Origin of the sequence: uncultured Aquabacterium sp., from assembly GCF_947366995.1 — a bacterium.
Lineage (GTDB): Bacteria > Pseudomonadota > Gammaproteobacteria > Burkholderiales > Burkholderiaceae_C > Aquabacterium.
Genome location: NZ_CANBCC010000042.1, coordinates 17,067 through 35,834 on the forward strand (window position 1 = coordinate 17,067; position 18,768 = coordinate 35,834).

An 18,768-nucleotide genomic window follows, 5' to 3' on the forward strand; every position below is an offset into this window, starting at 1 on the left:
CGAGTTTAAAAGCACACGCAGCTCTTTCATGGCATCCAACCTCACAGAACGCCTGAGTCGCCTGGTCAAGACCATGCGCGGCCAGTCCCGCATCACCGAATCCAACGTGCAGGACATGTTGCGTGAGGTTCGCATGGCGCTGCTGGAGGCCGACGTGGCCCTGCCGGTGGTGCGCGACTTCATCGCCCGCGTCAAGGACAAGGCCCTGGGGCAGGAGGTCGTTTCCTCCCTGACCCCGGGTCAGGTCCTGGTCAGCATTGTGCAGAAGGAGCTCTCCGCCACGATGGGCGAGGGGGTGTCCGACATCAATTTGGCCACGCAGCCGCCTGCCGTCATCCTGATGGCCGGCCTGCAGGGTGCGGGCAAGACCACCACCACGGCCAAGCTGGCCAAGCACCTGATCGAAAAGCGCAAGAAGAAGGTGCTGACGGTCTCGGCCGACGTGTACCGGCCTGCCGCCATCGAGCAGCTCAAGACGGTGACTGCCCAGGCCGGGGCCGAGTGGTTCCCCTCTGCCCCTGACCAGAAACCCGCCGAGATCGCCGCGGCGGCCATTGACCACGCCCGTCGGCATTACTTCGACGTGCTGCTGGTGGACACGGCCGGCCGCCTGGCAATCGACGAAGCCTTGATGGCGGAAATCAAGGATCTGCACGCGCAACTCAAGCCCGTCGAGACGCTGTTCGTGGTGGACGCCATGCAGGGCCAGGATGCGGTCAACACCGCCAAGGCATTCAAGGACACGCTGCCGCTGACCGGCGTCGTGCTGACCAAGCTTGATGGTGACTCGCGCGGGGGCGCGGCGCTGTCGGTGCGCCAGATCACGGGTGTGCCGATCAAGTTTGCCGGCGTTTCCGAGAAGATCGACGGGCTGGAGGTATTCGATGCCGATCGCCATGCCGGCCGTGTGCTGGGCATGGGGGACATCGTGGCCCTCGTTGAAGAGGTCCAGAAGGGCGTCGACATCGAAGCGGCCCAGAAGTTGGCCGAGAAGGTCAAGTCCGGCGCGGAGTTCGATTTCAACGACTTTCTCTCGCAGATCAGCCAGATGAAGAAGATGGGTGGTCTGTCCGGACTCATGGACAAGCTGCCCACCGAATTGGCGGCCAAGGCGGGCCAGGCGGACATGGACAAGGCCGAGCGCGATGTGCGCCGCATGGAAGGCATCATCAGCGCCATGACCGCGAAAGAGCGCCGCCAGCCCGCCCTGCTGATGGACGGCAAGAGCAAGGCCAGCCGCAAACGCCGCATCGCCCAGGGCGCCGGCGTGCAGATTCAGGACGTCAATCGCCTGCTGAACCAGTTCGAGCAGATGCAGACGATGATGAAGAAGATGAAGGGCGGCGGCCTGATGAAGATGATGAAGCGCATGGGCGGCATGAAGGGGCTGCCTGGGCTGGGCCGCTAAAACCGCGGCCCTCCCGTGCGGTGTGAGCAGGTGTGACATGCGTCGCACTTCGCTACACAGCCCTTCATCGGGGCCTCAGACAGCCGAAGATCGGAGACGGTCCGGATCCGCGATCCGGTGCATGCCTTGGGCAGGAAGAGCCTCATGATGGACTTGGCCTCGATCTGGCCGGCCTTGGCCGCCGGCATCCTCGCACCCGGTGGCGTGGCCGCTGCCTGGTGGTGGCGTCGCGCCCGTCTTGCTTCGGTGGGTGGGCGCTCCGGCCGCGCTGCGCCGCGCGTGGCGCGGCCTGCCAAGGTGTCTCGCAAGGCGCCTGTGCCTGAAACCGACCTCGACACGCTGATCGGCTGGGAGCCTGTGGCCACGCGCGTGCTGACCAGCGCGGAGCGGGAAGCCTGGCACATCCTGCGCAAGGCGCTGCCGGAGCACATGGTGCTGGCGCAGGTGCCGGTGGCACGCTTTATCAAGGTGCCCACGCGCAACTCCTACAGCGAATGGCTGCGCCGCGTCGGGTCGCTCTGTGCCGATCTCGTCGTGTGCGACGCCGCCTCGCAGGTGGTGGCGGTGGTCGAAATCCGCCAGCCCATGTCACGCGAGAAAGAGCGCAGCCAGCAACGCCACGCGCGCATGGACCGTGTTCTGACGGCCGCGCGCATCCCTGTGCATGTGTGGCTGGATGGGGCATTGCCCGGGCCGGCGGTGGCGCGTGAAGCCATCCTGGGCGCGGCCATCAGCACCTCGGGCCGGTCCGGTTATCAGGATGTGAATGTCGCGCGGCGCACCGCGGAAGCGGCGGCCGTGGTTGCGTCGTTGCAGAACCCGGCGTCGGCGCTGCACGGCATGCAGGTGGACGAATCCGCCAGCGGAAACCTGGACGCCTGGCGGTCTGCGGCCCATGAAGATCCGGAAGACCCCGAGGTGGCGCGCCGGGAGCCGCCGCCTTCCACCTGGTTCGATGACCTGGATTCGGAGCCGATGCCGCTGGGCCAGACCAGCCGCCTCTGAACGGTCAGCTCAGCAGCGCGTGGGAGAACTCGCGGGCGCTGAAGGTCTGGAGGTCTTCCAGCTTTTCGCCCACACCGATGAAGTACACCGGCACTGGCGCCTGACGCTGACGCGACCACAGCGCAATGGCGGCCAGCACACCGCCCTTGGCCGTGCCGTCGAGCTTGGTCACGATGAGCCCGGTGAGACCGAGCGCTTCATCGAACGCCTTCACCTGCGCGAGGGCATTCTGGCCCGTGTTGCCATCGACCACCAGCAACACCTCGTGCGGCGCGCTCTCCATGGCCTTGCCGATGACGCGCTTGATCTTGCGCAGCTCCTCCATCAGGTGCAATTGCGTGGCCAGGCGGCCGGCCGTGTCGGCAATCACCACATCACAGCCGCGGGCCTTGCCAGCCTGCACGGCGTCGAACGTCACGGCGGCTGGGTCACCCCCTTCCTGGCTCACGATGTCGACCTGATTGCGGTCGGCCCAGACACCCAGCTGCTCACGCGCCGCCGCGCGGAAGGTGTCGGCGGCCGCCAGCAGCACGCGTTGCCGTGCGTCGGCCAGATGCCGGGTCAGCTTGCCGATGGTCGTGGTCTTGCCAGCGCCGTTGACGCCCGCCACCATGATGACGGTGGGCGTGGTGTGGCCCACTTCCAGTGATTTCTCCAGCGGAGCGAGCAGCTCGGTGATGGCGTCGATCAGCAGCGCCTTCACCTGGGTCGGCTCGGTGGCTTTGGCCTCCTTCACCCGGCGCTTGAGGTCGTCGAGCAGGTGTTCGGTCGCCGCCACGCCGGCGTCCGCCATCAGCAGGGCGGATTCCAGCTCTTCGTACAACGCGTCGTCGATGCGGGTGCCCGTGAAAACCTGGGCGATGCCCGAGCCGGTTTTCTTCAGACCCTGACGGAGCTTGTCGAGCCAGGAGCGGCGCTCTGGCTCGGGGGCGCGGGGGGCAGGGGCTTGGGCCACCGACACCGCGGTGGGCGCAGCAGGAGCCTGGGCCACCGGGGCAGGCACCGCAGCCGGCTTCGGGACTGCAGCGGGTGCGGCTGGTGCCGTCACCACGGGGGCTTGCACGATGGGCGATGTCGGGGGCGCTGCCACGGGGGCAGGGGCCGGTGCGGGGGGCCGAGGGGCCGCCTCCGGCGCGGCCGGCGTCGCGGGTGCGGCGGCTGGCTGCTCGACGGGCGCTTCCGGGGCAGACTGCCCCCATCCCAGCTTTTTCTTGATGAAACTGAACATGCGTCCATTGTAGAGGGCGCCCCTTCTTACAATCTCGCGATGTCTTCCCCCCGTTCCTCCTCCAGATCCGCTCCCCGTTCGGCGCAAGGCGCGCGGCCCGACACCGGGCGTCGCGCGGCGGAAAAGGTCGCTTCCGGTGCCCCGCAGGAAGTCCGGATCATCGGCGGCCAGTGGCGGCGCACGCCCGTGCCGGTCCCGGTGTCGTCCGGCCTGCGGCCGACGCCCGCGCGCGTGCGGGAGACGCTGTTCAACTGGTTGGGGCAGGATCTGCAGGGTTGGCGTGTGCTGGACGCCTATGCCGGTTCTGGCGCACTCGGCTGGGAGGCCGCCTCCCGCGGCGCCGACGAGGTCGTGATGCTCGAGCGTGAGGCTGCCCTGGTGCGCGGACTGCAGGCTGTGAAGACCCGGCTTCATGCCGGGCAGGTGCACATTCATCAAACCGACGCGCTGACGTGGATGCGCCAGCCTGCGCAGGCTGGCCGTTTCGACGCCGTGTTTCTCGATCCGCCGTTCGATGACCAGGCCTTTGACCAGGCACTCGCGGCGGCGCGCCGGTGTGTGCCCGAGGGGGGCTGGATCTACCTGGAAGCGTCGTGCGCGTTCGAGGCGCGGCCCGGGCTGGCATTGCATCGCCACGATCGCGCCGGCGCAGTGCACTTTCACCTCTTCCGCCGCGTGGAGGAAGATGGCCCTGCCGCCGCACCATCTGCCTGACGCTTACACTCACGCCGACACCGTCCCCACGGCCACGGCATCCACCGAATCCGTTCCTTTCCGGAGCCCCGTTTGAGCCCGTCTGCTTCCCCGACCGCCGTCTACCCCGGCACGTTCGACCCCATGACCCTTGGGCATGCCGACCTGATGCGGCGCGCCAGCCAGCTGTTTGGCCGCCTCATCGTGGCGGTGGCCGCAGGACACCACAAGAAGACGATGTTTTCGCTGGAGGAGCGGCTGGACATGGCCAAGGAGCTTGCGGCTCAGCACGCCAATGTCGAGGTCATCGCCTTTGAAGGGCTGTTGCGCGATTTCGTGGTGGGCCACGGGGGCAAGGTCGTTGTGCGCGGGCTGCGGGCCGTGAGCGACTTCGAGTACGAGTTCCAGATGGCCGGCATGAACCGGCAACTGATGCCCGATGTGGAGACCGTGTTCCTGACGCCGTCCGACCAATTCCAGTTCGTGTCGGGCACTTTTGTGCGCGAGATTGCGATGCTGGGCGGGGACGTGTCGAAGTTCGTGGCGCCCAGCGTGCTGGCCCGCCTGCACGAGCGCGTCGCCCGGCGCCCGGCCTGAACGTTTCCCGAAGAGAGCGCCGCCATGGCCTTGACCATCACCGAAGAGTGCATCAACTGCGACGTCTGCGAGCCCGAGTGCCCCAATCAGGCCATCTCGATGGGCGAGACGATCTACGTCATCGACCCGGCCAAGTGCACCGAGTGCGTCGGCCATTTCGATGAGCCGCAGTGCGTGCAGGTGTGTCCGGTCGAGTGCATTCCGGTGAACCCTGCGCATGTGGAAACCCCCGCGCAGTTGCTGGCGAAGTACCACCGGCTTCAGGCAGAGCGGGGCGCTCCAGCGCCTGCGGTGAACGCGGCGGGCTGAACGCTCGACGCGTGTTTTCCTCAGCCCGTTGCGGGCGGGGTCAGCGGCTGGCGTCCTGACCGGCGGCTGTCGGTGCCGTCTGGGCGGCCCGCGGCGCACGGGCGGTGAACAGGCGCGGATCGCGCGCCCGAGCGCGGCGATCTCGCTTCGGCGGAGCGTCACTGCCGGGCTGGGGCGATGCAGCTGGCGTCCTCGATGCGTCTGCGCGAGGCCCCGCTTGCTTACGTTGTGCGGCCTCCGCACGCTGAAGCTGTTCCTGTGCGCGAGCGCGTCGATGGAGTGCGTCATGCAACTGCGCTTCCGTACGCAGGTCCTCTCGAACCGGCTGGCGTTGGCCGCCCGCACAGGGGAACTGGCTGAGCACCACCGACCCACCCTCGGTGCAGCGATAGACCGCGGTCCCTGCCGCCAGCACCGGGCCCGACGCCGCGGCCAGTGCGACAGCGCACAGGGCGATCTTCATCCAAGGCCATGAGGACAGGGCGGGCGGCAGGCGGAGCATGGCGCGTCAGGTCTGGGGTGTCGAGGGGGTGCCGTCGGCCGCGGGCGGCTTGCGCGGAGGCTTGGGGCGCTGTGGGCCGGCGTGGATTGTGGCCGTGGCTTTCGCCATGTCGCCGGCCAGCAGTGCTTCCGTGGCGTCCAGCGCCTGGTCGATGCACTTGTAGATGGCTTCCCGTTCAGGCTGGGGCGGTTTGCGCAGCACATAGGCCGCCACCTCGTGCTTCACGCCCGGGTGGCCGATGCCCAGGCGCAGGCGGTGGTAGTCGCCCGAGCCGAGTTGCGCGTGGATGTCGCGCAGGCCGTTGTGGCCCGCGTGGCCGCCGCCCTTCTTGAGCTTGACCTGGCCGGGCAGCATGTCGAGTTCGTCGTGCGCCACCAGCACTTCGTCCGGGTTGATCTTGAAGAAGCGCGCGAGCGGTGCGACCGATTTGCCCGACAGGTTCATGAAGGTCTGTGGCTGCAGCAGCCACACCGGCCCTTGGGGCAGGTTGGCGCGCGCCACCAGCCCGTGATAGGCCCGGTCGGGTTGCAGGTGCACGCCCAGGCGGCGGGCGAGGGCGTCGATGTACCAGAAGCCCGCGTTGTGGCGGGTGTCTTCGTATTCAGGGCCGGGGTTGCCCAGGCCGACAAACAGGCGAATCATGTTGGGGCTCGATTATCCGGAGTCCGTGCCACAAAAGAAAAGCCCCGCCGAGGCGGGGCTTGACTGTGCAGAAACGCAAGAAATTACTTCTTGCCCTTCTTGCCCTTGGCGGGCTCGGCAGCCACCGGAGCGGCCACGATTTCTTCGGCAACCGGCTCGACCACGGTGGCGATCACCGGGTTCTTGCGACCGTGGGTGATGACCTTGATGTGGCTGTCGAGGGTCAGGTCTTCCACGTGGATCGACTGGCCCTTGACGACGTTGCCCAGGTCGACGGTCAGGAACTCGGGCAGCTGTTCAGCCAGGCACTCGATTTCCAGTTCGGTCACGACGTGGTTGATCAGGCACTTGTCGATCTTGACGGCCTGCGACTCGGCTTCGTTCACGAAGTGCAGGGGCACCTTCTTGCGGATGCGGGTGGTGGCGTCGACGCGCTGCAGGTCCACGTGCAGCACGAGGCGCTTGAACGGGTGAACCTGGTAGTCGCGCAGCAGGACCTTCTGCACTTCGCCGTTCAGTTCCATGTCCAGGATGGACGAGTGGAACTGTTCCTTGCGCATGGCGTGGAACAGGGCGTTGTGGTCCAGCTCGATGTTCTGCGGGGCCTTGCCGGCGCCGTAAACGATGCCCGGGGTCTTGCCGGAATTGCGCAGGCGGCGGCTCGCTCCGGTCCCCTGCAGATTGCGCTCAAAAGCGACGAATTTCATGGAATGCTCCAAGTTGGTAAAGCGCCCGCGACCAGGCGCTGAAAGAAGACCGCGGCCGAAACCACGGTCAGCAGAAACGGATCAGAAGTTGTTGTTCTGTTCCGCAAACAGGGACGTCACCGAGTCACCGTCGGTGATGCGACGGATCGTTTCGGCAAACAGGAAGGCGGTGCTCAACTGGCGGATCTTGGCAGTGCCCTTGGCAGCCTCGGCCAGCGGAATGGTGTTGGTGATCACGACTTCGTCGAGGTGCGAAGCCTTGATGCGCTCGATGGCCGGGCCCGAGAACACGGCGTGCGTGCAGTAGGCGTACACGCTCTTGGCGCCGCGCTCCTTCAGCACCTCGGCGGCCTTCACCAGCGTGCCGGCGGTGTCGATCATGTCGTCCATGATCACGCAGTTGCGGTTCTCGATTTCGCCGATCACGTGCATCACTTCCGACACGTTCGCCTTGGGGCGACGCTTGTCGATGATGGCCAGATCGCAACCCAGTTGCTTGGCCAGCGCACGGGCGCGGACCACGCCACCCACGTCGGGCGACACGACCACGAGGTCTTCGTACTTCTTTGCCTGCAGGTCGGACAGCAGCACGGGCGACGCGTAGATGTTGTCGACCGGGATGTTGAAGAAGCCCTGGATCTGGTCGGCGTGCAGGTCCATGGTCAGGACGCGGTTGACGCCGACGGCTTCGAGCATGTTGGCCACGACGCGGGCCGAGATGGGCACGCGGGTCGAGCGGGGGCGGCGATCCTGGCGAGCGTAGCCAAAGTAGGGGATGACAGCCGTGATGCGCTGGGCGGAGGCGCGCTTGAGCGCGTCGGCCATGATCAGCAGTTCCATCAGGTTGTCGTTGGTCGGGGCGCAGGTGGACTGCACCACGAACACTTCGCGACCGCGCACGTTCTGCTGGATCTCGACCGTGGTCTCGCCGTCCGAGAAGCGGCCGACAGCGGCCTTGCCCAGAGAGATGCCGAGGCTGGTGGCGATTTCCTGAGCGAGCGCCGGATTGGCGTTGCCGGTGAAGAGAACGGTATCGGAGAGCATGGGCGGGCCGTTGGGGACGGAGATGATGACGAAATGACCATCTGCCCTGTCACCTTGCCCCTGAGGAAACCGGAGCCTGTCCGGTTGATGCCTGTTGGCATCTGCCTTCGCGGAAGGTTCAGGGCAGGTGATGTTGTGTGATCAGCAAAGACCGCACAGAAGAAATCTGGCAGGGGAGGAAGGACTCGAACCCTCGCATGTCGGAATCAAAATCCGATGCCTTAACCAACTTGGCGACTCCCCTACTCAGGACACAGTCTTGAACTGACGTTCTTGACCGCAACCTAGTAAGCTGTTCTCTTGTCGAGAGCCTCAGATTGTATGTCGATTTTTGCGACGTTTGCAAGTCTGTTGCGTCTCTGCATCATCTTCTGTCGATGCTGTTCAATCGCATATCGGATCGAGCATCTCCAGCAGAGGGTGCCGAGGCAGACCGCGCGTCACGCGACCGACCCAGTCCGGATCATTCAGGCCCACATCGCGAGGCTGGAAGCCGTTCTCAGGCTGGGCATCATGGTCGAGCCATGAAAACACCGTGCTGCCTGAACCCGTCATCCGGCTGTTGCCGAAGCGGTTCTGCATGATCTCAAGTGCCTGGCTGATCTGGTTGCTGTAAGCCGTTGCGGGCTCTTGCAAGTCATTTCTGCCGAAGCGCTTGGGCGCTGCAAGAAAGACTGCGACTATAGCATGGGGTGTGTCGCGTTTCAACGCGGGCGATCCAAAAATCGCGGCTGTGGGCACCGCGACGGGCGGTTTCAGCAGAGCCAGTGGCGTTTTCAACACACTGTCGGGCAGTTCGATGGGCGTGATGGCTTCGCCCACGCCTTCCACCCAGGCGTTGCGTCCTCGCACGAAGAACGGCACATCGGCGCCGAGCTGCAACGCCAGGGCTTCCAGGCGCGTGCGTGACCAGCGCAGGCCCCATAGCTGGTTGAGGCCGAGCAACACCGTGGCCGCATCCGAACTGCCGCCCCCCAGGCCGGCACCCCAGGGCACGTGCTTGCGGATGGCGATGTCGCAACCGAGCGGGGTGCCGCTTTCCTGTTGAAGCAGGCGGGCGGCGCGCAGGCACAGGTCGTCGTCAGGCAGGGTGACTGTGAGGTCGTGGCGCTGCAGGCAGCCGTCGTGGCGCAAGGTGAGGTCGATGCTGTCCTGCCAGTCGATCAGCATGAAGACGGACTGCAGCAGGTGGTAACCGTCGGGGCGCCGTCCGGTGATGTGCAGAAAGAGGTTGATCTTGGCCGGGGCCGGCAGGCCGAGGAGGGCAGACATGGGGCTCAACGGTCGGAGACGATGCGGATGGTGACGGGGCGATGGCCTGAGGAGCCGGGGCGCTCGGCGGTGATGCGGCCTTCTGCCTGCGAACGGGTGTCGATGCGCCAGCCGGCCTGATCGAATGTCCCGGTACCGGTCTGATGGGGCAGTGCGGGTGTGGGTTTGCCCTGCATCCACCAGGGCAGAGCGCGCAGCGGGAGTGCTTCACCGAAGAGGGTCTCACTGAGCGCGTCGAGTGACTCGAATTCCCGTCGCTCGCGGCCGTCTTCCAGCCAGACACGCCCCGGTTGCCACACCACACGCGCCATCTGGCTGCCCAGCGGCGTCATGAGGTCGATGCGGCCGGAGCGCTCGTCGCCCTCGAAGAAGTAGCCCGCGCTGATGCCGCGTGCGGGCTGGTCGAGCCAGGCGGCAAGCTTGATGCTCAGCTGGCCTTGCAGGGACACGGATTCGGCCGAGGCCAGCGGTTCGGGGAGGGGCGGGTGGCGGGTGGCGCAACCAAGGAGTGCCGCACTCAGGGCGCCGAGAAGGACAGCGCGCGTGAGCCGTCTTGCGGCCGGCATGACGGGGCAGAGGCTCACAATCTGATCTTCAGGCGCTTGAGGGTTTCGACCAGCGTTTCGTTTTCGGGGTCACCCTGACGGGATTCGCGGAAGTACTGGAGCGCTTCTTCCTTGCGGCCCATCTGCCAGAGCACTTCGCCGATGTGGGCACCGATTTCGGGGTCGGCCCGCTTGGCGTAGGCCTCTTTCAGTGTGCGCAGGGCGTCGTCGGCCTGGCCGGCACGGAACATGACCCACCCCAGGCTGTCGGTGATGTACGGGTCGCCCGGGCGCAGGGTCAGGGCCCGATCGATCAGGCTCCGGGCCTCATCGAGGCGAACGCCGCGGTCTGCCAGGCTGTAGCCGAGGGCGTTCAGGGCATTGGCGTTGTCGGCGTTCTGCGTCAGTGCCTTGCGCAGCAGTCGCTCCATCTCTTCGTGGCGGCCCAGGCGGTCGGCCATCATGGCCTGGTCGTACAGCAGGTCGCCGTCTTCCGGGAAGCGGCGTACGCCCTCGGCGAGCACCTCGTAGGCGTCCTTGTGGCGCTTCGCCTCGCGCAGCAGCTGGGCTTCAGCCTGGATCTTCACGGCGGCGTCGCGGGGTTCGGTCTCCGGGAGCTTGCGGAGGGTGGCTCGCGCCTCGTCGACCCGTCCCAGCCGGACCAGGATGCGGGCGCGGTGGTTCTGGATGGCCATCAGCTGATGATCGGGATCGGCTCGCCCCAGCCAGTCGAGCGCCGCGGGCAACTGCTTGCGCTGCTCAGCGATCTGCGCCATCAGGATCTGCGCCTGTTGCTGCTCGGTCAGGCCGCTGCTGTTGGCTTCGCTGACCATGCGGGGCATGCCGCCGTCCTGAGCGGTCGGATCGGCCGGGGGGGCTTCGAGAACGGGTTTGAGTGCCTGCTCGGCCTTGTCGAGCTGACCCAGTTCCATGCGGACAGCGGCCAGCGTCAGCCAGATGCCGGTTTGCGAAGGTTGGGTGGCCAGAAGGGTGTCGAGTTGGCTTGCAGCTTCTTCGTAGCGCTTCAGGCTGGCGAGCTTGCGGCCGTAGGCCAGGCGCACCAGGGGCTCGGCATCCGGGCGTGCAAGCTGGGCCTTCACCAGGTCTTCGGCGCCGGTTTGCAGGCCCATGAGGTCGACGGCCAGCAGGCCGGCCAGCGGCAACTGGGGCTTCAGCGTGAGGGCGCGCTGAGCAGCGGCCATCACCTTGTCAGGCTGGCGTGCGCCGAGCCAGGCTTCGCCGCTGGCGCCCCATGCTTCGGCCAGTTCGAGCGGGGGCTGACGCCAGGGCTGGGTGGCGTCGTCGACCACGCGGGCCACAGCCTGCTTGTCCGGCAGGCGTTGCAGGCTGCGCGGCAGGCCAGCAATCACCTGGGGTTGCTGCGGCGCAGGCGTCTGCTGGATGAGTGTGCGCAGGGGCGCGGCCAGCTCATTGGTGCGGCCCAGTGCGATGAGGATTTGCGCGGTGTAGTCGGAGGCCTCGCGCGATTGCGGATAGGCCTGACGCCATGCCTTCGCTGCGGCCAGTGCCTGCTCACCCGCCCGTGCCCGCAGAGCAATCTCGACGGCGCGCTGGTACAGCTGGCTGCCTTGCGAGGTGGTGTGCTGACGGCGCGCGGCTTCCAGGTAGAGCTGGTAGGCCGGGCCGGCATTGCCGCCGTTGGACTCAATCTCGGCGATCAGCACCTGATAGAACAGCGCGCCGTCCATGGCCGAGTTCTCGACAGGTTTGCTGGCGGCGCCAGCGGGCGCCTCGGCGGCCTTGCGTTCGGAGGGCTTGCGGCCGGCCTGCGCCTGGGCGTTGGACGCAAGCAGGGCGCTGGCTGCCAGGGCCACCATCACGGCGGAACGAGGGATGGGCAGCAAAGACAGCGAGGGGCGGTCGGTCGGCAAGGGCATGAGCTCTCCAATGGTCCAGCCATTCTATTGAGTGAGCCGGCCCGGGATAATTCCGCCATGCCTGAATTGCCGGAAGTCGAAGTCACGCGGCGCAGTTTTGCAGACCGCATCCTGGGGGCCACCGTGGAGGCCGTGCGCCTTGGCAAGCCCTTGCGCTGGCCCATGGGGCGCCACCCTGAGGAGCTGGTGGGGTGTCGGGTGGGGGCCGTGCAGCGGCGAGGCAAGTACCTGTGGCTGCCACTGACCCGGCTGGCCGAGCTTGGCGAGGTCGACGAAGGCGGGCTGCTGATTCACCTCGGCATGTCCGGATCGCTCGGGTTTGGCATGGGCATGAGGCCACCGGGGCCGCATGACCACATGGAGTTGCACACGACGCACGGGTGCCTGCGTCTGACCGATCCCCGCCGCTTCGGCGCTGTGTTGTGGGGACCCTCGATGACGCTCGGTTGGCCGGGCAAGCTGTTGACGGGGTTGGGGCTTGAGCCTTCGGACCCGACGCTGGACGGCGTGTATGTCCACGCGCGGCTCAAGGGGCGCCGTGTGCCGATCAAGCAGGCCCTGATGGCGGGCGACATCGTGGTCGGCGCGGGCAACATTTATGCGTGCGAGGCGCTGTTCCGGGCGGGCATCGATCCGCGGACGCCGGCAGGCCGCCTGAGCCGGCCGCGGTGCCAGCGGCTGGTCGATGAGGTGAAGGCGGTGCTGGAGGAGGCTGTGGCGCTGGGCGGGTCGAGCTTGAAGGACTTCCGCGATGCCCATGGCGCCCAGGGGCACTTCCAGTTGAGCACGCTGGTCTATGGCCGGGAGGGCGACCCTTGCCGGCGCTGTGAAGGGCCGGTGCGGCGCGTGGTGCTCGGCCAGCGTTCCACGTTTTATTGCGCCAATTGTCAGAAGAAGTGACAGTCGTGCGGTCTGTTGCGAAACGCGCGGCGGCGGACAGGGGCAGCGCACGTTTTGCAGCCTTTCGGTTTGCCCGCAGAAGGGGCGCTTGCGCTACGATGACCGCATGATGCCGACTTTTGCCAGCCACCTCGACGCCCTGGGCCAGTGGCGCGCCGACACCGACGCCCGCCTGGCCTCGCTCGCGCGTTTTGCCCGCGAGCACGACCTGCTCGACGATGCTTCGGCCGAGTGGTTCGAGGCCATGCGGCATCGCCTGTCGGGCGAAAAGCTCATGGTGGCGTTTGTGGCCGAGTTCTCGCGCGGGAAATCGGAACTCATCAACGCCATCTTTTTTTCGGACAAGGGGCGGCGCATGATGCCGGCATCGGCTGGGCGCACCACGATGTGCCCGGTCGAGTTGGGTTATGACGCGGAAGACCCGGTGGGGCTGTCGCTGCTTCCGATCGAAACGCGTCTGGAGCCCACCTCCCTCACCGAGTACCGCGCGCGCCGCTCTGCCTGGACCTGGATCGAGCTGGATCTGCAGAACCCGGACGGCATGGCGCAGGCGCTGGCCCAGGTGGTGCGGACGCGGCTGGTGTCGAAGGACGAGGCGGCCCGGCTCGGTTTCTGGGACGACGAACGTCCTGACGACAACCCGCCACTGCAGGCGGAAGATCTGGTCGAGGTGCCCGTCTGGCGTCATGCGCGGATCAACCTGCCGCATCCCCTGCTCAAGCGCGGCCTGGTCGTGCTCGATACACCGGGCTTGAATGCCATTGGCACGGAACCCGAACTGACGCTGGGGCTGCTGCCACAGGCGCATGCCACGGTGTTCATCCTCGGCGCTGACACCGGTGTGACGCGTTCGGATCTCAGCATCTGGCGTGACCACCTCTCCGGCCCGGCGCTGGCCCGCTACGTGGCGCTGAACAAGATCGACACGCTGGTCGACCCGTTAAGCACCCCGGCCGAAGTGGAGGCCGTCATTGCCCGGCAGCGGGAGAGCGTGGCGCAGACGCTCGAGATCCCGGCTGCCCATGTGTTTCCCATTTCGGCACGCCTGGCGCTGACTTCGCGCCTGTCGGGTGATGCGTCGGGCATGGCGGCCAGCCGGCTCGAAGCGTTCGAGCATGCGCTGTCGGACGGTCTGCTGCCGCGCCGGCGCGACAACCTGGCCGAGGCTTCGGTGGCCGGCGCGCTCCGGTTCCAGCAGCAGCTGCAGCGCCGCTTCGGCGAGATGCGCCGGCTGTACGCAGACCAGCTGCTCGAATTGCGCGGCCTGCGGGGCAAGAGCTCCGGCAAGGTGCAGCTGATGTTGCAGCGGGTTCAGGCCGAGGCGACCGAGTTTGAACAGTGCACGGCCCGTTTGCAGGCCATGCGCAGCGTGCACGCTCGCATGATGAAGGACGTGTTGCGCGAGCTGTCGTCTGACAGGCTGCGTGCCGAGGTGGAGGTGCTGCAGCAGGTGCTGGGCGGCTCATGGCTGCCGTTGGGCGCCCGTAAGGCCTTCATCGAGTTGTGCGCGCGATTGCGCGGCCTGATCGAACAGGCCCAGCAGCGCAACGACGAGGTGCACGCGATGCTGGTGGCCTCGTTTGCCAAGCTCAATGCCGAATTCGGCTTCAGCCTCGTGGCAGACAAGCCGGTCGATGTGCGCAAGTACACCGACGACCTGAATCTCATCGAGCGCAACTACGTTCAGTATCTTGGCCTGAGCCAGGCGTTCCGGCTGGCTCAACCCGGCTTCCAGGAGCAGTTCCGCCGCATGCTGATCTCGCGTTTGCGCGTGGTGTTCGAGACCGTGAGCAACGACATCGAGCTGTGGAACAAGACCGCCTCGGCACAGGTGGACAGCCAGCTGCGCGAGCGGCGGCGCAATTTCAAGCGGCGCTACGAGTCGCTGGATCGCATCCAGACGGCCTCGACCGAACTGGATAACCGGCTGCAGGAAGTGCAGGCGCAGGATGAGCGCGTGCTGCAGTTGCAGACCCGTTTGGGCGTGCTGGTCGACGAACTCGTGCAGCAGGCGCAGAGCGCCGGCGGACTGTCGGCCGCGGCCGGGTTGCCAGGGCTGAATCTGGACCTCAACCTCAGCACCGAGCCGGCCTTGCTGGCAGATTCGGCCCCGTCGACCAACGCATGAGTGATCGCAGTGCAGACGACCTGCTGCGGGACGCGCAGCAGGTGAGCCCGGTGCTGGCCGAGCGATTGGTGGCCTGGCAGCATCAGGAGGGGCGGCATCATCTGCCCTGGCAGAAGGTGCGGGATCCCTACCGTGTGTGGCTGTCGGAGATCATGCTGCAGCAGACGCAGGTGAGCACGGTGCTGGGGTACTTCGACCGCTTTCTCGCTCGTTTTCCGGATGTCGCTGCGCTCGCGGCCGCGCCGCAGGACGAGGTGCTCGCGCTGTGGGCGGGCCTGGGCTATTACAGCCGGGCGCGCAACCTGCACCGCTGTGCGCAGGCCGTGGTGGCAGAGCACGGCGGGGTCTTTCCGAGCACGGCGGTGCTGCTGCAGACCTTGCCCGGCATCGGGCCTTCCACCGCGTCGGCCATTGCGTCGTTCTGCTTCAACGAGCGCATCTCGATCATGGATGGCAACGTCAAGCGGGTGCTAGGGCGGGTGCTGGCGTGGGGGGAAGACCTGTCGGTGAAGGCCCACGAGCGCGCGCTGTGGGCGGCGGCGCAGCAGGTGCTGCCGGCGCGCGCCGAAGACATGCCGGCCTACACACAGGGACTCATGGACCTGGGCGCGACGCTGTGCACGCCGCGCAAGCCGGCCTGCCTGACCTGCCCGTGGTCGGATCTGTGTCTCGGCCGGCGTGAGGGCGACCCCGAGCGGTTTCCGGTCAAGGGCCGGAAACTGGTGCGGGGCGAGCGCGAAAGCTGGCTGCCGTGGTTGGAGTGGCAGAGCCAGGTCTGGCTGGAGCAGATGCCCGAGACCGGCGTGTGGGGCGGCCTGTGGACGTTGCCCCTGCTGGAGAGCGATGCGGCGTTGCACGCCTTGTGGGGACCTGCGCTGGCCGAACGGGCCGAGGCGCAGCCGCGCAGCAAGCATGTGCTCACGCATCTGGACTGGTGGCTCAACCCGCGGCGTCTGGTGCTGAGCGATGCACAGGAGGCTGCCCTGCTGGCCGAAACGCTGCAGGCCCGCGAGCCGTCCGGCCGCTGGGTGCCGCTTGCCGACCTGGCAAATTGGGGGCTGCCCGCGCCCATCAAGCGCTGGCTCGTCGGCTGAGCCAGTGCGGGTCGACCGGGCTGGTCAGATCGATCAGCCCAGCGTCACGATGACCGGTGCGTGGTCGCTCGGGCGTTCGTTCTTGCGCGGCGCCTTGTCGATCACACAGGCCTGCAGCCGCGGGGTGAGCACCGTACTGGTCAGGATGTGGTCGATGCGCAGGCCCTGGTTCTTGCGGAAGGCCAGGTTGCGGTAGTCCCACCAGCTCCAGGGCTTGGGCGGCTGCTCGAACTGGCGGAAGGCGTCGACGAAGCCCAGATCGAGCAGCTGCTGGAAGTGGGCGCGCTCTTCGACCGTGCAGTGAATCTGGTCCTTCCATCCGACCGGGTCGTAGACGTCGGCGTCGGTGGGGGCGATGTTGAAGTCGCCCATCAGCACGACCTGCGGGTGCCTGGCCAGTTCGTCGCGCAGCCAGGCTTCGAGGGCCGTCAGCCAGCCCATCTTGTAGGCGAACTTGTCGCTGCCCGGCGCCTGGCCGTTGGGGAAGTAGCAGCCGATGACGCGCACCGGGCCCAGTTCGGTTTGACCCAGCGTGCCGGCGATCACGCGGGCCTGCTCGTCCGCGAAGCCGGGGATGTTGCGCACGATGTCGGTGGCCTCGGTGCGCGTGAGCAGGGCCACGCCGTTGTAGGTCTTCTGGCCGAACCACTGGGCCTGGTAGCCGGCGGCGGCCAGCTCGGCGTGCGGAAACTTGTCGTCGGTGAGCTTGGTTTCCTGGAGCACGAGGGCGTCGACCGGGTTGGCGACCAGCCAGTCGAGGAGCTGGGGCAGGCGGACGGCGAGCGAGTTGACGTTCCAGGTGGCGAGTTTCATGATTTTTCTAGTACGTTGAATTCATTGATGTTTTTGTCTGAGTTTCGCTGATTTTTGCGTCTAGCTACCCACTTAGCTACCCAAATGGTCCGTGCTTGACGACGTGCTCATCTGCTCCCAACTGGTGGCTGCATTATCTCGTCGGGAAGCGCTGGTCATCTGGATGTCGACAGCGATTTCCCCTCGCGGTAGCCGCCTCGGCGCACACAGCTTGGTCGGCGATGCTGGGTGCCTTGCAAAGATCGCCATTTTCTCCTAAGATTGCATGAAATTTCAATGAGAAATCAATCGTGGAAAGCGTTCCTGCTCCATCAAAGATGCTGGTAAGCGGTGCCGCCGAACGGCTGGCCGCCTCATTGCGCCCCGGGCGCGTGTACCGGCGAGAGGATCTGGCAGAGATGAGCAATGCGGTGGACCGCCACGTGCGTGAGTTGGTCGCCGAAGGGCTTGTGAAGAAATTGGCGCAGGGCATGTACTACGTGCCGAGGGTGTCCAGCTTCGGGCCTGTACCGCCTGAGGATGCCGAGGTGGTTGGCAGCTTTCTTCGCGACAGTGACTTCCTCGTGTTCTCGCCGTCGGCATACAACGCAGTAGGCCTGGGTACCACGCAGCTATACAACCGCACACTGGTCTACAACCACAAGCGGCATGGCGTGTTCAAGCTCGGCAATCGGCAGTTTGATTTCCGGGTGAAACCACGTTTCCCCAAAAAGCTCACGCCGGAGTTTTTGTTTGTCGATTTGCTCAACAACCTTGAGCAGTTGGCTGAAGATCGCGATGCTGTCTTACGGCAAGCACAGAGCAAGCTGCCATCGTTTGACCTCGACAAGCTCAAACGCGCGCTCTCAACGTTTGGCTCTGTGGCCACCCGCAAGCGCACCAAAGGTTGGCTGAGTGCCTGAATTTCTGCATGACCGCAAGGACTTTGGCGACCTGCTTGCCGTGGTCGCTGATGAGCGCAGTCTTGACCCGACATTGGTCGAGAAGGACTACTGGATCATGCATTGCCTTTGGGGGCTGCGAGCCCAAGGGTTCAACTTCGAACTCAAGGGCGGTACATCCTTGTCCAAGGGCTTCGGTATCATCCACCGATTCTCAGAAGACATCGACATACGGATCGAGCCGCCCAAAGAATTGGACGTCAAGGCTGGTCGCAATCACGACAAGGCTGGCCATGTCGCGTCCCGGCGGGCTTTTTATGACTGGCTGGCAGCTGAAATCAAGATCCCGGGCATTGTTCAAGTCGCTCGCGATGAAGATTTCGACGACGAGAAGATGCGCAGCGGTGGCGTTCGTTTGTCCTATGCCGCGCGTACTGCCCCATTGGCTGGTGTCAAAGATGGGATCTTGTTGGAGCTTGGCTTTGATGACACAGCACCCAACCGCCCAGTGACGATCTCGTCCTGGGCTTGGGACACAGCAAGCGCACGCGGCATCTCTGTGATGGATAACAGGGCCATTGACGTGCCGTGCTATGCGCCTACCCACACCTTTGTGGAGAAGCTTCAGACGATTTCGACCAAGTACCGAAAGCTGGCCGAGGCGCAGGCGTTTCCTGCCAATTTCTTGCGCCACTACTACGATGTGTACTGCTTGTTGCAGTTGGATGAGATCCAGGCGTTCATGAAGGATCCGGTATACCAAAAGCGCAAGAAGCAGCGCTTTCGTACGGGGGATGAGTTGGTGATCGCCAGCAATCCGGCGTTCACCCTGACGAGTGCTGACGAGCGCAAGCGCTTTGCCACTGAGTACGGGAAGACTCAGGCGCTGTACTACCAGGGGCAGCCAGACTTTGAGGAACTTCTGGCTTGCATCAGAGAGAACATTGCCTTGATGTAGAAGAAGGAGTCTTCCAGAAAAGGGCATGCCCTCGCATTGCCTCCACGGCTTCAAGGCGTTCTTGAAGGGGCCTATGGCTGGCGTGCTCGTGGGTATTTCGGATCAACGTGACCGCTCATTTCGGAGCAACGTGACCGACGATTT

General features: G+C 65.8%; 18 protein-coding genes and 1 tRNA gene. 10 read left to right on the plus strand and 9 right to left on the minus strand.

The window, feature by feature from the left end; genetic code table 11:
* The first annotated feature begins 28 nt into the window (after nucleotides 1–28).
* Both ffh and Q0Z44_RS11790 read left to right on the plus strand, forming a co-directional pair.
* Entirely contained in the window at nucleotides 29–1,408 is a 1,380-nt protein-coding gene (ffh, locus tag Q0Z44_RS11785; protein WP_298012943.1) for a signal recognition particle protein, read from the plus strand.
* A gap of 144 nt (nucleotides 1,409–1,552) precedes the next feature.
* Complete coding sequence (locus Q0Z44_RS11790) at nucleotides 1,553–2,413, plus strand: DUF2726 domain-containing protein (RefSeq protein WP_298012945.1); 861 nt, start codon at nucleotides 1,553–1,555, stop codon at nucleotides 2,411–2,413.
* Between the two features lie 4 nt (nucleotides 2,414–2,417).
* Here Q0Z44_RS11790 and ftsY read toward each other — a convergent pair whose 3' ends face one another.
* The gene (gene ftsY, locus Q0Z44_RS11795; RefSeq protein ID WP_298012947.1) at nucleotides 2,418–3,641 is read right to left on the minus strand and encodes a signal recognition particle-docking protein FtsY; all 1,224 of its coding nucleotides are present in this window, start codon (nucleotides 3,639–3,641) and stop codon (nucleotides 2,418–2,420) included.
* 39 nt (nucleotides 3,642–3,680) lie between these two features.
* On the opposite strand from ftsY, the gene rsmD reads away from it, so the two are divergent.
* The 3 genes from rsmD (at nucleotide 3,681) to Q0Z44_RS11810 (ending at nucleotide 5,240) form a co-directional block, all read left to right on the plus strand.
* Nucleotides 3,681–4,355: a 16S rRNA (guanine(966)-N(2))-methyltransferase RsmD gene (gene rsmD, locus Q0Z44_RS11800; RefSeq protein ID WP_298012949.1), complete on the plus strand. Its 675-nt coding sequence runs from the start codon at nucleotides 3,681–3,683 to the stop codon at nucleotides 4,353–4,355.
* A 72-nt stretch (nucleotides 4,356–4,427) separates the two neighbouring features.
* Entirely contained in the window at nucleotides 4,428–4,931 is a 504-nt protein-coding gene (gene coaD / locus Q0Z44_RS11805; protein ID WP_298012951.1) for a pantetheine-phosphate adenylyltransferase, read from the plus strand.
* A 24-nt stretch (nucleotides 4,932–4,955) separates the two neighbouring features.
* Entirely contained in the window at nucleotides 4,956–5,240 is a 285-nt protein-coding gene (locus Q0Z44_RS11810) for a YfhL family 4Fe-4S dicluster ferredoxin (protein WP_298012953.1), read from the plus strand.
* Between the two features lie 508 nt (nucleotides 5,241–5,748).
* Here the strand turns inward: Q0Z44_RS11810 and pth are convergent.
* The 7 genes from pth to Q0Z44_RS11845 form a co-directional block, all read right to left on the minus strand.
* Nucleotides 5,749–6,384: an aminoacyl-tRNA hydrolase gene (pth, locus tag Q0Z44_RS11815; protein WP_298012955.1), complete on the minus strand. Its 636-nt coding sequence runs from the start codon at nucleotides 6,382–6,384 to the stop codon at nucleotides 5,749–5,751.
* A gap of 83 nt (nucleotides 6,385–6,467) precedes the next feature.
* Nucleotides 6,468–7,091, minus strand: a complete 624-nt coding sequence (locus Q0Z44_RS11820; RefSeq protein WP_298012957.1) for a 50S ribosomal protein L25/general stress protein Ctc — start codon at nucleotides 7,089–7,091, stop codon at nucleotides 6,468–6,470.
* An 81-nt stretch (nucleotides 7,092–7,172) separates the two neighbouring features.
* Nucleotides 7,173–8,135: a ribose-phosphate pyrophosphokinase gene (locus Q0Z44_RS11825; RefSeq protein ID WP_109036862.1), complete on the minus strand. Its 963-nt coding sequence runs from the start codon at nucleotides 8,133–8,135 to the stop codon at nucleotides 7,173–7,175.
* Between the two features lie 167 nt (nucleotides 8,136–8,302).
* Nucleotides 8,303–8,379 (minus strand) — tRNA-Gln (locus Q0Z44_RS11830).
* Between the two features lie 140 nt (nucleotides 8,380–8,519).
* Nucleotides 8,520–9,407 carry a 4-(cytidine 5'-diphospho)-2-C-methyl-D-erythritol kinase gene (gene ispE / locus Q0Z44_RS11835; RefSeq protein ID WP_298012961.1) on the minus strand — a complete coding sequence of 296 codons (888 nt, stop codon included), beginning with the start codon at nucleotides 9,405–9,407 and terminating at the stop codon, nucleotides 8,520–8,522.
* Between the two features lie 5 nt (nucleotides 9,408–9,412).
* A complete protein-coding gene (locus Q0Z44_RS11840) occupies nucleotides 9,413–9,856 on the minus strand; it encodes an outer membrane lipoprotein LolB (protein ID WP_298012962.1) in 444 nt (147 codons plus the stop codon).
* Nucleotides 9,857–9,987: 131 nt separating this feature from the next.
* Nucleotides 9,988–11,850, minus strand: coding sequence for a tetratricopeptide repeat protein (locus tag Q0Z44_RS11845; RefSeq protein ID WP_298012964.1), 1,863 nt, complete (start codon nucleotides 11,848–11,850; stop codon nucleotides 9,988–9,990).
* Between the two features lie 57 nt (nucleotides 11,851–11,907).
* On the opposite strand from Q0Z44_RS11845, the gene mutM reads away from it, so the two are divergent.
* From mutM to mutY, 3 genes are all read left to right on the plus strand, one after another.
* Entirely contained in the window at nucleotides 11,908–12,750 is an 843-nt protein-coding gene (gene mutM, locus Q0Z44_RS11850) for a bifunctional DNA-formamidopyrimidine glycosylase/DNA-(apurinic or apyrimidinic site) lyase (protein ID WP_298012966.1), read from the plus strand.
* 106 nt (nucleotides 12,751–12,856) lie between these two features.
* Nucleotides 12,857–14,878 (plus strand): dynamin family protein, encoded by a 2,022-nt coding sequence (locus Q0Z44_RS11855; protein ID WP_298012968.1) that lies wholly within the window; start codon nucleotides 12,857–12,859, stop codon nucleotides 14,876–14,878.
* Nucleotides 14,875–15,972: an A/G-specific adenine glycosylase gene (gene mutY, locus Q0Z44_RS11860; protein ID WP_298012970.1), complete on the plus strand. Its 1,098-nt coding sequence runs from the start codon at nucleotides 14,875–14,877 to the stop codon at nucleotides 15,970–15,972. The genes Q0Z44_RS11855 and mutY overlap by 4 nt, the downstream gene beginning before the upstream one ends.
* Nucleotides 15,973–16,005: 33 nt before the next feature.
* Here mutY and xth read toward each other — a convergent pair whose 3' ends face one another.
* Nucleotides 16,006–16,785 carry an exodeoxyribonuclease III gene (gene xth / locus Q0Z44_RS11865; protein ID WP_298012972.1) on the minus strand — a complete coding sequence of 260 codons (780 nt, stop codon included), beginning with the start codon at nucleotides 16,783–16,785 and terminating at the stop codon, nucleotides 16,006–16,008.
* Between the two features lie 290 nt (nucleotides 16,786–17,075).
* On the opposite strand from xth, the gene Q0Z44_RS11870 reads away from it, so the two are divergent.
* Both Q0Z44_RS11870 and Q0Z44_RS11875 read left to right on the plus strand, forming a co-directional pair.
* Nucleotides 17,076–17,687, plus strand: a complete 612-nt coding sequence (locus tag Q0Z44_RS11870) for a hypothetical protein (RefSeq protein WP_298012974.1) — start codon at nucleotides 17,076–17,078, stop codon at nucleotides 17,685–17,687.
* The gene (locus Q0Z44_RS11875; RefSeq protein WP_137841751.1) at nucleotides 17,680–18,624 is read left to right on the plus strand and encodes a nucleotidyl transferase AbiEii/AbiGii toxin family protein; all 945 of its coding nucleotides are present in this window, start codon (nucleotides 17,680–17,682) and stop codon (nucleotides 18,622–18,624) included. Before Q0Z44_RS11870 ends, Q0Z44_RS11875 begins: the two co-directional genes overlap by 8 nt.
* The last annotated feature ends 144 nt before the right edge of the window (nucleotides 18,625–18,768 follow it).

Coding starts and splice junctions, on each gene's coding strand:
- ffh (WP_298012943.1), top strand. CDS start 29: ATGGCATCCAACCTCACAGAACGCCTGAGTCGCCTGGTCAAGACCATG.
- Q0Z44_RS11790 (WP_298012945.1), top strand. CDS start 1,553: ATGATGGACTTGGCCTCGATCTGGCCGGCCTTGGCCGCCGGCATCCTC.
- ftsY (WP_298012947.1), bottom strand. CDS start 3,641: ATGTTCAGTTTCATCAAGAAAAAGCTGGGATGGGGGCAGTCTGCCCCG.
- rsmD (WP_298012949.1), top strand. CDS start 3,681: ATGTCTTCCCCCCGTTCCTCCTCCAGATCCGCTCCCCGTTCGGCGCAA.
- Q0Z44_RS11810 (WP_298012953.1), top strand. CDS start 4,956: ATGGCCTTGACCATCACCGAAGAGTGCATCAACTGCGACGTCTGCGAG.
- pth (WP_298012955.1), bottom strand. CDS start 6,384: ATGATTCGCCTGTTTGTCGGCCTGGGCAACCCCGGCCCTGAATACGAA.
- Q0Z44_RS11820 (WP_298012957.1), bottom strand. CDS start 7,091: ATGAAATTCGTCGCTTTTGAGCGCAATCTGCAGGGGACCGGAGCGAGC.
- Q0Z44_RS11825 (WP_109036862.1), bottom strand. CDS start 8,135: ATGCTCTCCGATACCGTTCTCTTCACCGGCAACGCCAATCCGGCGCTC.
- ispE (WP_298012961.1), bottom strand. CDS start 9,407: ATGTCTGCCCTCCTCGGCCTGCCGGCCCCGGCCAAGATCAACCTCTTT.
- Q0Z44_RS11845 (WP_298012964.1), bottom strand. CDS start 11,850: ATGCCCTTGCCGACCGACCGCCCCTCGCTGTCTTTGCTGCCCATCCCT.
- mutM (WP_298012966.1), top strand. CDS start 11,908: ATGCCTGAATTGCCGGAAGTCGAAGTCACGCGGCGCAGTTTTGCAGAC.
- Q0Z44_RS11855 (WP_298012968.1), top strand. CDS start 12,857: ATGATGCCGACTTTTGCCAGCCACCTCGACGCCCTGGGCCAGTGGCGC.
- mutY (WP_298012970.1), top strand. CDS start 14,875: ATGAGTGATCGCAGTGCAGACGACCTGCTGCGGGACGCGCAGCAGGTG.
- xth (WP_298012972.1), bottom strand. CDS start 16,785: ATGAAACTCGCCACCTGGAACGTCAACTCGCTCGCCGTCCGCCTGCCC.